Raw genomic sequence first — 13,786 nt, 5'->3', positions numbered from 1 at the left:
ATACATATCTTAAGATATTTTGTCAATCAATTATTTATGAAGTAATCTTTTAGCATCTCTAGCGATAACAAGTTCTTCGTTTGTTGGTACTAATAACATACGAACTTTTGCGTTTTCTGTAGATAAATCTCTTTCTACACCACGGCATTTGTTTTTCTCAACATCGATTTCAACACCTAACCATGTAAGCATGTTTGCAACTTCTTCTCTCATAATTGCGTTGTTTTCACCAAGACCACCTGCAAATGCAATAGCATCTACACCGTTCATGATTGCAGCGTATGCACCAATGTATGATATTAAACGATGTTGGAATGCATCCATAGTGAAACGAGAAGCTTCATCACCAGCTACAACACCATCTTCGATTTCTCTAAAGTCGCTACCCATTTCTGATAATGCAAGAACACCTGATTTTTTGTTAAGCATTGTATCGATTTCTTTTGCACTCATGCCTTCTTTTTCCATTAAGAATGGAATGATTGCTGGATCGATATCACCTGAACGTGTACCCATTACAAGACCTGCAAGTGGTGTGAAGCCCATTGATGTTTCTACTGATTTACCATTTTTAACAGCACATACACTTGCACCATTTCCTAAGTGACAAACGATAATTTTTGCTTCTTCAACTGGTTTGCCGATCATTTCAGCAGCTCTTTGTGATACATATTTGTGTGATGTACCATGGAAACCATATTTACGAACGCCATGTTTTCTGTAGTATTCTTGTGGAATAGCGTACATGAAAGCTTCTTTTGGCATTGTTTGGTGGAAAGCTGTATCAAATACTGCTACCATTGGTACGTTTGGCATAAGTTCTTGACATGCACGAATACCTGTTAAGTTTGCTGGATTGTGAAGTGGTGCAAGATCACAGCACTCTTCAATAGCTTTAATAACTTCATCTGTGATTACTACAGAATCTGTGAATTTTTCTCCACCATGTACAATACGGTGACCTACTGCATCAATTTCATCAATTGAAGATACACATGCAGTTTCGCCTGTTGTGATCATTTCGATCATTTTTTCTAAAGCTTCTTTGTGAGTATGGAATTCACATGGAATTTTAACAGTTTCTTGACCTTCTGTTGTGTGTTTGATGAATGAACCATCAATACCGATTCTTTCACAGATACCGATAGCGAGTACGCTTTCATTTTCCATGTTTAATACTTGATATTTAAGTGATGAACTACCACAGTTTACTACTAAAACGTTCATTGAACTCTCTCCTTAAAAATAAATTATTAAATTAGTTTGCTTGAGCTTGTACAGCTGTAATAGCTACTACGCCTACGATATCGTCTGCGCTACAACCTCTTGATAAATCGTTAACTGGTTTTGCAATACCTTGAGTTACAGGACCATAAGCCTCTGCTTTTGCAAGGCGTTGTACAAGTTTGTATCCAATATTACCTGCATCTAAGTCAGGGAATACAAGAACATTTGCTTTGCCTGCTACTTTGCTTTCTGGTGCTTTACTTTGTCCTACTTCTGGTACAATGGCAGCATCAAGTTGAAGTTCTCCATCCACAATAAGTTCTGGATACTCTGCTTTGGCAATACGAGTTGCTTCTACAACTTTATCAACATCTGCATGTTTTGCGCTGCCATATGTAGAATGTGAAAGCATTGCAACGATTGCTTCTTCTCCAACAAGTTGTTTAAAACTATCTGCTGAGCTTTTTGCAATAGCTGCAAGTTCTTCTGAATTTGGATTTTGGTTAAGACCACAATCTGAGAATACAAATGTGCCGTTTGAACCTAAATCGCAATCAGGCACAGACATAAGGAAGAATGAAGAAACTAATTTTGTATTTTTAGCTGTTTTTAGGATTTGAAGTGAAGGTCTAAGTACATTTGCTGTTGAGTTTACAGCACCTGCAACCATACCGTCAGCCATTCCTAATTTAACCATCATTACACCAAGGAAAAGTGAATCATTATGAAGAAGCTCACTTGCTTTTTCATCTGTCATCCCTTTTGCACCTCTAAGCACAACAAGTTCTTTGATGTATGTATTCATTTCTTCAAATGTTTGAGGATCTACAATTTGAGCTTTACTTAAATCTAAACCATTAGCTTTATTTAAAATCTCTTCTTTGTTACCAATAAGAATAAGGTTTGCAAGTTCTTCTTTTAAAATAGTATGTGCAGCATTAAGTGTACGCATATCTCCTGTTTCAGGTAATACGATCGTTTTCTTGTCACTTTTTGCGCGTGTTTTAATTGAATCTAAAAAAGACATAATAAAACCCCTTTCAATTTTCCTTTTATCAATTCCTCTTTTCATATTATATAAAATGTACTTCGTGTATACAAGTATCAATTTGAAAAATTTCTAGTTTCTTGTAATAAATTACTTTCCACTGTACACACTTTAAGATAAAATGAAACCAATTCACCCTATTATTTGGAGGTTATTATGCATATTACTGCAATTATTACAGAGTATAATCCCTTTCACAACGGGCATCTGTATCAAATAGAACAAATTAAGAAACGTCATCCCGAAGGAAAAATCATTATTGTCATGAGTGGCAACTTTGCACAGCGTGGTATACCTTGTATTACAGATAAGTATACCCGTTCAGAAATGGCGCTAATGAGTGGTGTGGACCTAGTTCTTGAACTTCCTGTTGTTTATGCTACTTCCAGTGCCGAACATTTTGCTATGGCCGCCGTGGGTATTCTTCATAAATCAGGTATTGTAGATGAACTTTGTTTTGGTAGTGAAACACCTCATATAGAAACCATGCAACTACTTGCTGATCTTTTACTTCACGAACCTGAAAGTGTATCCAGTCATATAAAACACTTACTTAGTGACGGTATAAGCTATCCTCAGGCACGCATGGAAGCACTGATTAAGTATGTTCGGGATACACAAAAAACAATTCCAGTCTACAGCGAGGTATTGATTGATTTATTAAGCCAACCTAATAATATATTAGGTCTTGAGTACTTAAAGGCACTTAAGTATTATCATTCCTCTATTAAACCCTTTGCACTTCAGCGCAAAACAGCTCACTATCATACTATAGATGTAGAAGGTCCTATTGCCTCTGCTACAGCTATCCGCCATCATATAACTTCACAAAGTCCACACAAAATTGAAAAGGCTATGCCCTCTTCAGCTTTCGAGCTACTTAAGCCTGTTATAGGAAAGCCTATTACGTTAGATATGGCCTCCTCCCTTTTTCACTATAAAATGATTATGTCCGAACTTGAAGATTTATATGCGATATGGGATGTCCCAAAAAATTTATGTCATTCCCTTTATCACAACGCTGTAACTTTTAAGGACCTTTCTGATATCATCGATCGTGCGACTTCAAAAACTTATACCAGGGCCACTGTTCAGCGTGCCATTATCCATCTTCTATTAGATATTAAAGAAAAGGATATACTTGCCTATAAACAGTTAGATTATATTCCTTATATTCGTCTTCTTGCCTGTAAGCAATCTGCTAGGGATGTACTTTCTAAACTTACTAAGCTCAGTCAAGTACCTATTATTATTAATCCTGCTAAAGCACAGTCTATTTTAGATACTACTAGTCAATCTTTATTAAACTATGAGCTTAAAGCAAGTAAGCTTTATGCCCTTTTAGCCCATGATCCGGGTTTAGTTTTTAAAGATTTCACCTATCAACCCTTTAGAAAATAACAGCCTTTTAGGTTGTTATTTTTTTTTTAGGCTTGTCATACACTGTAACAGTAGACAAATCTTATAAAGAAGAGGTGTTATTATTATGCGAAAAATATTCATGACCAGTATGGTTTTTATCATGATGCTCCTAATGCTTATATGTCCTAAAGTTTGTATTGAAGGCGCATCCTCTGGACTCCTACTATGGTTTCAAAAAGTTCTCCCTTCCCTACTTCCTTTTATTATCTTAATTAACCTTCTTTGTTCTTTAGGTATAATCTTTAGATGTAGTCGGTTTCTTGATCCCATTACCCAAAGACTTTTCCATCTATCAGGTAATGGCCTTATAATCTTTCTACTAGGACTTATTAGTGGCTATCCTATGGGCGCTAAACTGGCTAAAAACCTCCTTGAGGAAGGTGAAATGACTTATGATGAAGCTCAAAAAAGCCTTTGTTATAGCTGTAATTGCGGACCACTTTTTATTATAGGTACTGTAGGAACGCTCATGTTACAAGATACAAACATCGGTTATTTTCTTTTACTTGTACATATTTCCTCAGCTTTTATCATGCTTCTTTTAAGCCGTTTTTATACACTTCCCCAAAGCCCAACTCCGCTTCTTCATACAACACGAACATCTTCCCTGTCATTCTCCACGGCCTTTACCTCTGCTGTACAAAACGGTATGGACACCATCGTCTATGTAGGTGGCTATATTATCTTTTTCTCTGTTATTAGCAATCTCCTTGCACATTCTGAACTTTATACTTCTCTTACACAGTTTATAGGTAACTTCTTTGGGGTAAACCCTACTCTTATACATAGCTTTCTTTTAAGCAGCTTAGAATTTTCCTCCGGAAGTGCACGTCTTACAAGTTTACTACCTGTTAATACTACACTTCTTGCACTTTTATCTGCCGTTATTGCCTTTGGAGGTTTCTGTGTATGTTTTCAAAGTCAACATGTATTGCAAGGTAGCAACCTTTCTCTAAAGCCCTATATGTACTCAAAACTTCTTCAATCTTTGCTTGCTTATATTTTAACCTTTATTCTCTATCCACTTTGGAATCCCTCTCTTGCTTTAGGGTTTACATTAAAATGGTACATCCTCTTAGTCATGGTTCTTGTATTTACAGCCTTTTTATTTAAAATGCTTTCTTCTCACAAAGTACCTTTAAAACCTGCTTCTATACTCTCCTAAAATAAAAAAGAGCTACAAGGGCTATTTTCAGCCTTGTAGCTCTTTTCTACTCACGCTCTTCCATAACAGGTTGTGGATGAATCATTTCTTTAAGTTCTTGTCTATGATCGTATAAAATACGTAGTTCGTTTGTAATATAATTTTCGAAGTTCTGTGCTTCTTTATGTATAGATTCTAAAGTAAGTTTAAGCTGTTGTTCTACAACTTTAACTGTTTCATTGGCATATTCAATAGCGCCAATACGAATCTCTCTAGAATCTTTACGCGCATTTTCTAAAATCATCTGTGCACGATCTTCTGCATATTTAGTAATTTCATGTTGCTCAATCATTTTCTGAAGCGTTTCTTGTGCTTCTTGGATAATAAGTTTAGCCTCACCTTGTGCTTCTGCTAAAATTTTATTACGTTCTTCGACAATCCATACAGATTGTTGAAGCTCTGTAGGTAGCTTCATGCGAATATCTTTGATATATTCAAAAAATTCATCACGATCGATGGAGACTTTACTTGTAATAAAACTTGTTTTCCCCTCTTCAAGCAATTCCTCCATTTGATCTAATAAAGACATAATTTCTGTTTCTTTTGTGTATTCCACTTACTTTCCCTCCCTTTGGAATTTTCTCTCCAGTACACTTACTACATACTCTGGTACAAGGTCATGAAATCTACCTTGGAATAAAGCAAGTTCTCTTACTGAACTTGAACTTAAAAAAGAATACTGTGCATTGGTTACTAAAAATATAGTTTCTACATTAGGCAATAAACTTTTATTAATTTGTGCCATCTGCATCTCATATTCAAAATCTGTTACAGCTCTTAACCCTCTCACAATAACTGTTGCATTCTTTGCTTTTGCATAATCTACTAAAAGTCCTGAAAAAGTTTCAATTCTAACATTAGGTAAATGACTTATACTATTTTCAATCATATCCATACGTTCTTCATTTGTAAACATTCCACCTGACTTATGCGGATTAGTTAGAACCGAAACATATAAAACATCTACAAGTTTTGCAGCTCTTTCTATAATATCCATATGTCCTTTTGTTATAGGGTCAAAACTCCCTGGATATATACCTATCTTCACTTTTCTTGTATCCTTTCAAAAAAGCTTAACGTCGTAGTCTTATAAGTCTTTTCTTTAATAAGGACATAACCTTCAAAATTTAAAGACTTGTTTGTAGTCGCTCTTTCTAGTATAACGTAGCCTGTTTCACTTAATAATTCATATTGTTTAATGCACTCAAAAATTTTCCAAATACCTTCCATTTGATAAGGAGGGTCCATAAAAATAATATCAAATTTTTCATTATTTTGTTTTAATTTTTGTAATGCTGTATATATATCTATATTATACACTCTTGCATCATCTTGCAATCTTGTTTTTTCTAAATTTTTATGAATACATGCAAGTGCTTCTTGGTGATGCTCGACCATAACAGCCTTTTTTGCTCCACGGCTCAAGGCTTCAATACCAATACCACCACTTCCGCTAAATAAATCTAAAAATAAACATCCGGGTATATCAAAACTGATCATATTAAAAAGTGTTTCTTTAATACGATCAATAGTAGGTCTTGTATTAGAACCTTCGGGTGCTATAAGTTTTGTTCCTCGGCATTTTCCACTTATTACGCGCAAAACTTACCTCCTTCGATTATCACTTTAATCCATTTATTTTTATCCATAGATATTATACCCTATATTAAATAAATTGTCATCTTCTGCCACTTTATAAAGCTGTATGCATCTGTTCTCCTTCTATTGTTTGCAGGAGTTTTACTTTTAATCCTTGATGCTCTGGCAAACTTAAGTCTTTATCTTGCTCTAATAAAGATTTGGCAGCTTTTTGAACTTCTTTAAGAACTTTTGCATCTGTATAGAGATTGGCTATCTTCATTTCAGGTAAACCATGTTGTTTGGTGCCGAAGAAATCTCCAGGCCCTCTTAACTTTAGATCTGTATCTGCAATAACAAAGCCATCTGTACTCTCCTCCATGATTTTGAGACGCTTCTTTGTTACTTTATTTTTAGAGTCGCTCACAAGTACACAGTAGGACTGATGTTTTCCTCTTCCTACACGTCCTCTAAGCTGATGAAGCTGAGCAAGTCCAAAACGTTCTGCATTTTCAATAACCATCACAGTAGCATTGGGCACATTAACACCAACCTCTACTACTGTTGTAGATACTAAAATATGCACCTGACCACTCGCAAAAGCCTCCATTACCGCATTTTTTTCTTTTGGTTTCATCTTACCATGTAATAGTCCTATGTTAAAATGTGGGAAGACTTGTTCTTTTAAATAAGCTGTATACTCTGTTACGCTTTTCAAATCAGCCTGCTTTTCATTTTCTTCTACCATAGGACAAATAACATAACACTGTCTTCCTTCTCTAATATGTTTGTCCATAAACTGATAAATCCTCGCATGATAAGAAGAATCTACAGCATTTGTCTTAATAGGCTGTCTTCCTGGAGGTAATTCATCAATAATGGAAATATCCATATCTCCATAGAGGATAAGTGCTAGTGTTCTTGGGATAGGTGTCGCCGTCATAACAATAACATCTGGCGTTTGACCTTTTTCAGATAGCTTGAGGCGTTGTCTTACACCAAAACGATGTTGTTCATCTGTAATGACAAGACCTAAAGCAGGCATTTCCACATTATCCTCTATAAGAGCATGAGTTCCTACTACAAGGTCGAGTTCTTGTGATTTAAGCTTTGCTAAAATCTCTCTTTTTTCTTTTGCTGTTGTAGACCCTGTTAGTAATGCCATTTTTATATTAAAAGGTTCAAAAACTTGCTGTAAAAATTCATAGTGTTGCTTAGCAAGCACTTCAGTAGGTGCCATAAGTGCACCTTGCTGATTATTCTTAATCACAATAAATAAACTAGCTGCTGCTATAACTGTCTTCCCAGAACCTACATCCCCTTGTACTAAGCGATTGCCTGCATAGTCACTTTTAAGGTCTTTTACAATCTCTTTCATAACCCTTTTTTGCGCACCTGTAAATTCAAAAGGAAGATACTCAACAAATGCCTTAAAGCTTTCAGGTACTTTTTTACTAATCCCTTTACTTCTTGATAAAAATTCAGATTTAAGCACAAATAAGCTAAGCTGCAGCAAGAAAAGTTCTTCAAAAACCAGCCTTTTACGTGCTTCAAAGAAAGCTTCATCATCTTTCGGAAAATGAATATGTGTTAAGGCAAAGCTTTTACTTTTAAGTTTATAAAGTTCTTTAATATAAGCAGGCAATACATCTTCCACTTCAGGTAACGCTAAACTTAACGCCTGCTCAATGAGTTGTCTAATAACCTTTTGTGAAAGCTTTTGCGTAGCTGGGTAAATAGGAATAATCTTATTTGCTTTTTGTGTAATCCCATTGTCTACTTTTTCATACTCTGGACTTTCCATTTCAATACAGCCATATTGTCTTCTAATTTTACCATAGAAATTATAAGTTTCTCCTACTATAAAGTTATTTTTCATATAAGGCTGCCCATAAAACACCACATAAATACTGCCTGTATCATCCTTAATTCTAAACTTTACAATAACTTTATAGCCCTTTTTCATCACTTCTGGCCTAGATGCAACAGTAGCTATAATATTATTTTCCTCATCCATAACGGTCTCTTGAATCTTTGTAATCTTCCGCCTATCTTCATATTCTTTCGGATAATGCTCTATTAAATCCTGTATTGTAAAAAGACCTAATTTATTAAATTTTTTTATGGTTTGTTCACCAACACCTTTTAAATCCATAATAGATTGTTCAAGGAACATGGCTTCACTCCTTTATTAAAGTTATTAAAAAAGGCTAAAGTTTATCTTTAGCCTTAGACCTTTATATTATTCAGCTGAAATCATAAAGTAATAAACAGGTTGACCACCTGAGTGTACTTCTACATCTGCATCAGGGAATACTTCTTCCGCAATGGCTACATACTGCGCAGCTATTTCTTCTGTAATCTCTTCACCATAATAAATAGTGATAATTTCAGCATCTTCATTCATCTTACCAAGTAAATTTTTAAAGGTTTCTTTAAGATCTTCATTGTGTTCTACAATATCATTTTCTAAGATACCTAAATATTCACCTTCTTTAATAGCTTGGCCATCAATTGTTGTATCACGTACAGCAATTGTAATTTGCGCTGTCTCTACCATACCAATAGATTCCTTCATTGTTTCTACAATAGATTCAGCATCTTCACTTGCATCATAGCTTACCATAGCTGTGATACCTTGTGGCATTGTTTTAGATGGTACAACATGCACTTTACATTCTGACTCAATTTGTGCAGCTTGCTCTGCAGCTAAAATGATGTTTTTATTGTTTGGAAGTACAATAACATGTTCTGCATGAGCACGTTTAATAGCTTCACTAATATCCTCTGTACTTGGGTTCATAGTTTGGCCACCTTCAATAACTTCCTCTACACCTAGACTTCTCATAATTTCTGCAATACCACTACCTGCTGCAATAGATACAAATGCAATAGATTTACGTGGGCCTACTGGCTCTTCTGTTTGCTGCGTACTTTCATCAAAAATAGAAGAATGCTGTTCACGCATGTTCTCAATTTTAATACTTGTAAGTGCACCAAATTCTAGCCCTTTTTGAAGTGCAAGTCCTGGGTTATCTGTATGCACATGAATTTTAATAAATGTTTCATCAGATACAGCTACAATACTATCCCCGATTGTTTCAAGATACTCACGCATAGCCATTTCGTCATAATTTGCATCTTTTTTACGGTCAACAATAAATTCTGTACAGTATCCAAAAGTAATATCTTCTGTATTAAAGTTTTTAAGCGCACTAAATGCTGCTTCATTTGGTTTAGATACAGGCTTTTTAATATTGATTTTAATATCACCTGTAATAACCATAGCTGCACCTTCTAAAATACATAGGAGCCCTTGCCCACCTGCATCTACTACACCTGCTTCTTTTAATACTGGAAGCATCTCTGGTGTCTGATGAAGTACTTCATAACCATGTTCTAAAACTTTCTTTGCAAACTCTTCAATATCTGTAATTTCCATACTAAGTTGCATAGCTTTTGTAGCAATTTCTCTTGCAACAGTTAAAATAGTTCCCTCTTTAGGCTTCATAACCGCTTTATAAGCTGTATCTACACCTGATTGGAAAGCATTTGCAAGCGTTAAGGTATCAATTGGCGTTTCTGTAAGCCCTTTTGCAAAACCACGAATAAGCTGTGATAAAATAACACCAGAGTTACCTCTTGCTCCACGTAAAGAGCCAGACGCTGCAGCATTACCTACTGCCACAATACTTGTCGGGTCAATTTTTTCTACTTCTTTAGCCGCAGCTAACATAGTTAAGGACATATTTGTTCCTGTATCTCCATCTGGAACAGGGAAAACATTCATCTCATTAACCATTTGTTTCTTTTCATCTAATAGCTTAGCTCCAGCCACAAACATGTTCTGTAAAAGCTTAGCATCTATTACTTCTAATTTCACTTTAATGTGCCTCCTCAAACGAACTTCTAAATTTAGTTATCTACGCGTACACCTTCAACATAAACTTTAATTTGTTTTACGTCTAAACCTAAAATGTCTTTCACTTTATATTTAACGGTGCTCATGAGGTTCTCTGTAACAGCAGAAATTTTTGTACCATATTCTACTATAATATGAAATTCTATGCTTATGCCATCATCTTCATAGACTTGTACAGCAATTCCTTTTGTAAGGCTTTCACCCTTTAAGAGTTGCACAATGCCATCTTTCACATTTCTTGCTGCCATGCCTACTATACCGTAACACTCTGTTGCTGTTATACCACTAATTTGTGCTATAACCTCTTCACTGATTGTAATGGTACCATATTTATTAGAAAATTTACCGCCCATAATATACCTCCTTAATATTTATAATTCTATCTTTATTTTTAAGATTGCAATGCATTTGTTTCCTATTATAGCATTATTTATAGTATAAATAAAGTCTTACAGGATAGCTTTTCCAAGTATTTTATGATTTTGTCAAATAAATATGCTTTACACTCTTGAAATATATCTTATTATCTGTTAGAATAGCATTTGTTATGTCACGGATATTATTTTAAGGAGGTGTTTACAGTGGCAAAATGTGAAATTTGCTCAAAAGATGTACACTTTGGTATCAAAGTTAGCCACTCTCATAGAAGATCAAATAAAATGTGGAAGGCAAACGTAAAAAAAGTTAGAATTGCACAAAACGGTGTAGTTAGAACTGCTAACGTATGTACACGTTGCTTACGTTCAAACTTAGTTTCTCGTGCTTAATTTAAAAGCAGAGTAAATTCCATAGTTCATTTATGAATTATGGAATTTTTTCACTTAAAAAGAGTGTATCTCTCAAGAGATACACTCTTTTTTATTGATTAGAGCCTTTATAAACTTTCCCCACAATCTTACCTAACCATTTAGGGAGTTTTATCACATATATTCTCATAAATCACCCTCCTAATCATCACCACATACTAACAACCAACCAACTAATATGAATACAGCTGCAGATGTTAGGATCCACCCAAGTGCAGGTATGATGATGACCATGAGCATACCACATCCTACACAAAAGCAGATGAGTCCTAGTACTCTCTTTTTCATTGCATGGACCTGCCTCCTTGTGAATCTTCGCTATATAACCATATTATTCCAAAGCAAATAAAGTGTGCGTAATTTACGCACACTTTATTTTTAATCTTTTATTTTCATAACAAGTAGTAAACCTTCTTTTATATTCACCTCAGCCCATGTATCTGTCATATAGTTACTTACACCATAAGGTTTACCAAAATGAAACTCACCATTCTCTAAGCTATATGCTAAATGAGTCGTTGACACCCCTTTTACAGAAGGTGTAAAAGGAATGAGACTTACTAGGTCTCCCTTATCTCCTTCTAGTCTTATATGATTTTCAATAAGCTCAACCTGGTTATAAGCATTACATAAAACAGCGCGTACACCTTTTCCTAAAGCCTTATGAAGTAAATGAATATTAGCTAATGTATGGTCAATACGCGTACCTAACCCTCCTAATATATAAATAGTCTGGGCCCCCAATTCTATAGCACGGTCTAAGGCAAGCTCTGTATCTGTTTCATCTTTTTCACATGGAGATGTTACAACAACAATACCTTGCTGTTTATAAAATTCTAGTTCATCTGGATTACAACTATCAAAGTCACCTAATATTTCATTAGGTTTAATCCCGAGCACTTTCGCATGCTTCATACCATTATCAGCACATAAAACATAATCATAACTAGGTAACTGCTTGCAAAAGCTATAGTCACCATAGTCTCCATTCGTAAAAATTAAAACCTTCATGGTTCCCCCTATTTACTCATTCATAAGTGCTATAAATTCTTGAACTGCTTTTGTCACATCTTCGGCACCAAACACAGCTGAGCCTGCTACAACTACATTGGCCCCAGCTTCTACAACCTCTTTAACATTATGAAGACCTACTCCACCATCTACTTGAATAAGTAATTCTTTATTATGTTTTTTAGCAAGCTCTTTAACTGTTTTGACTTTCTCTAGGGCATAAGGGATAAAACTTTGTCCTCCAAATCCCGGGTTAACAGACATGATAAGTACCATATCAATTTCATCTAGAAGACATTCTATCACCTCTACAGGGGTCCCTGGGTTAAGTGATAGACCACTTTTCATTCCTAAGCTTCTAATCGTTTGGAGTGTACGATGTATATGTCTTGATGCTTCATAGTGTACAGTTACAATATCTGCTCCTGCATCTTTAAAATCTTGTAAATATTGATCTGGATTTTCAATCATAAGATGAACATCCATTACACCTTTAATGTGCTTTCTTAAAGACTTTGCTACAGGTGCTCCTATTGTAATATTGGGAACAAAATGCCCATCCATTACATCTACATGAATAAAAGGAGCGCCTGCTGCCTCCACAAGTGTAACAGCTTCTCCTAAAGCTGCAAAATCTGCTGATAATATTGACGGCGCTAAATAATTCATCTTACCATTTCCTCGTTTCTTTTAGTTGATTATAATATGTGACATAGTTGTCGTAGCGAAGTTTAAAGAGTTCCCCTCTCTCTAACGCCTCTTTTACTGCACATTTGGGTTCATGGATATGACTACATCCATTGAACTTACATTTTCCTTCAAAAGGCTTAAACTCTGGGAAATAATATTTAAGCTCATCTTGATCAATCGTTTCAAATTGCAAGGAAGTAAAGCCAGGTGTATCAAGGACGTAACCTCCCTCACTAAATGGAAGAAGCTCTACATGTCTTGTCGTATGTTTACCACGTTTTATCTTTTCACTCACATCGCCTGTCTGTAATTTCAAATGAGGTTCTATGCTATTAAGCAGTGTAGACTTTCCTACACCAGATGGGCCCGCAAAGAAAGATATTTTATCTTTTAATACTGCCCTTAAATCATCTAAACCAATCTGCTTCTTTGCGGAAACAAGTAGGACTTTATACCCGCTTTGCTCATACCCTTTTACAATATACTCATAAGTTTCCCTTGGTGCACCATCTATTTTATTAAGTGCAATATAAGGTTTAATACCCTCTATTTCCATCATAATGAGAAAACGATCTAAAAGATCTAAGTGTATTTGCGGATAAGTTACCGCAAATACAACAATCCCCTGATCCACATTAGCTACAGGTGGTCTTACTAGTTTATTCTTGCGCTCAAAAATCTCTACAATATGTCCTTGTTTATAGGCATAATTCGTATCTTGATTATCATAGTCTACTTCAATAGACACAGCATCTCCTATAAGAGGCGTAACCCCTTCATTTCTAAACTTGCCACGTGCTTTACATTCATATACCTCATCTTCTACTCTCACGTAGTAAAAACCTGCAATACCTTTAATGATTGTTCCTTGCATCATA

General features: G+C 35.3%; 16 protein-coding genes. 3 read left to right on the top strand and 13 right to left on the bottom strand.

All coding sequences use genetic code 11. The annotated features are described in order from the left end of the window. Positions 1-30: 30 nt before the first annotated feature. Positions 31-1,227: an acetate kinase gene (locus tag H8718_RS07795; protein ID WP_249332496.1), complete on the bottom strand. Its 1,197-nt coding sequence runs from the start codon at positions 1,225-1,227 to the stop codon at positions 31-33. Positions 1,228-1,258: 31 nt separating this feature from the next. Then, on the bottom strand, positions 1,259-2,254 hold the full coding sequence (pta, locus tag H8718_RS07790; RefSeq protein WP_249332495.1) for a phosphate acetyltransferase: 996 nt from the start codon (positions 2,252-2,254) through the stop codon (positions 1,259-1,261). A gap of 177 nt (positions 2,255-2,431) precedes the next feature. On the opposite strand from pta, the gene H8718_RS07785 reads away from it, so the two are divergent. After that, a complete protein-coding gene (locus H8718_RS07785; protein ID WP_249332494.1) occupies positions 2,432-3,676 on the top strand; it encodes a nucleotidyltransferase in 1,245 nt (414 codons plus the stop codon). 85 nt (positions 3,677-3,761) lie between these two features. After that, positions 3,762-4,862: a nucleoside recognition domain-containing protein gene (locus H8718_RS07780; protein ID WP_320649855.1), complete on the top strand. Its 1,101-nt coding sequence runs from the start codon at positions 3,762-3,764 to the stop codon at positions 4,860-4,862. A 46-nt stretch (positions 4,863-4,908) separates the two neighbouring features. Here the strand turns inward: H8718_RS07780 and H8718_RS07775 are convergent, their stop codons facing one another. The 6 genes from H8718_RS07775 to H8718_RS07750 form a co-directional block, all read right to left on the bottom strand. After that, a complete protein-coding gene (locus tag H8718_RS07775; RefSeq protein ID WP_177672201.1) occupies positions 4,909-5,457 on the bottom strand; it encodes an ATPase in 549 nt (182 codons plus the stop codon). Continuing rightward, the gene (coaD, locus tag H8718_RS07770) at positions 5,458-5,949 is read right to left on the bottom strand and encodes a pantetheine-phosphate adenylyltransferase (RefSeq protein WP_177672202.1); all 492 of its coding nucleotides are present in this window, start codon (positions 5,947-5,949) and stop codon (positions 5,458-5,460) included. It lies immediately after the preceding gene. Beyond that, the gene (gene rsmD, locus H8718_RS07765; protein WP_249332492.1) at positions 5,946-6,503 is read right to left on the bottom strand and encodes a 16S rRNA (guanine(966)-N(2))-methyltransferase RsmD; all 558 of its coding nucleotides are present in this window, start codon (positions 6,501-6,503) and stop codon (positions 5,946-5,948) included. The genes coaD and rsmD overlap by 4 nt, the downstream gene beginning before the upstream one ends. A gap of 91 nt (positions 6,504-6,594) precedes the next feature. After that, positions 6,595-8,655 carry an ATP-dependent DNA helicase RecG gene (recG, locus tag H8718_RS07760; protein ID WP_249332491.1) on the bottom strand — a complete coding sequence of 687 codons (2,061 nt, stop codon included), beginning with the start codon at positions 8,653-8,655 and terminating at the stop codon, positions 6,595-6,597. 66 nt (positions 8,656-8,721) lie between these two features. Continuing rightward, positions 8,722-10,362, bottom strand: a complete 1,641-nt coding sequence (locus H8718_RS07755) for a DAK2 domain-containing protein (protein ID WP_249332490.1) — start codon at positions 10,360-10,362, stop codon at positions 8,722-8,724. A gap of 32 nt (positions 10,363-10,394) precedes the next feature. Then, positions 10,395-10,754, bottom strand: coding sequence for an Asp23/Gls24 family envelope stress response protein (locus H8718_RS07750; RefSeq protein ID WP_177672206.1), 360 nt, complete (start codon positions 10,752-10,754; stop codon positions 10,395-10,397). A 228-nt stretch (positions 10,755-10,982) separates the two neighbouring features. On the opposite strand from H8718_RS07750, the gene rpmB reads away from it, so the two are divergent. Beyond that, entirely contained in the window at positions 10,983-11,168 is a 186-nt protein-coding gene (gene rpmB, locus H8718_RS07745; protein ID WP_177672207.1) for a 50S ribosomal protein L28, read from the top strand. Positions 11,169-11,259: 91 nt separating this feature from the next. On the opposite strand, the gene H8718_RS21060 is transcribed toward rpmB, so the two are convergent. From H8718_RS21060 to rsgA, 5 genes are all read right to left on the bottom strand, one after another. Then, entirely contained in the window at positions 11,260-11,337 is a 78-nt protein-coding gene (locus H8718_RS21060; RefSeq protein WP_177672309.1) for a stage V sporulation protein M, read from the bottom strand. Between the two features lie 11 nt (positions 11,338-11,348). Beyond that, a complete protein-coding gene (locus H8718_RS07740) occupies positions 11,349-11,495 on the bottom strand; it encodes a hypothetical protein (protein WP_177672208.1) in 147 nt (48 codons plus the stop codon). Positions 11,496-11,585: 90 nt separating this feature from the next. Then, on the bottom strand, positions 11,586-12,218 hold the full coding sequence (locus tag H8718_RS07735) for a thiamine diphosphokinase (protein ID WP_249332489.1): 633 nt from the start codon (positions 12,216-12,218) through the stop codon (positions 11,586-11,588). Positions 12,219-12,230: 12 nt separating this feature from the next. Continuing rightward, positions 12,231-12,887 (bottom strand): ribulose-phosphate 3-epimerase, encoded by a 657-nt coding sequence (gene rpe / locus H8718_RS07730; protein ID WP_249332488.1) that lies wholly within the window; start codon positions 12,885-12,887, stop codon positions 12,231-12,233. A 1-nt stretch (position 12,888) separates the two neighbouring features. Continuing rightward, on the bottom strand, positions 12,889-13,782 hold the full coding sequence (gene rsgA / locus H8718_RS07725) for a ribosome small subunit-dependent GTPase A (RefSeq protein WP_249332530.1): 894 nt from the start codon (positions 13,780-13,782) through the stop codon (positions 12,889-12,891). Between the last annotated feature and the right edge of the window lie 4 nt (positions 13,783-13,786).

Origin of the sequence: Zhenhengia yiwuensis (genome assembly GCF_014384995.1) — a bacterium.
GTDB classification, from domain to species: Bacteria; Bacillota; Clostridia; order Lachnospirales; family Cellulosilyticaceae; genus Zhenhengia; species Zhenhengia yiwuensis.
Note: the sequence above shows the minus strand (reverse complement) of the source record. Positions and strands in the feature narration are given on the sequence as shown.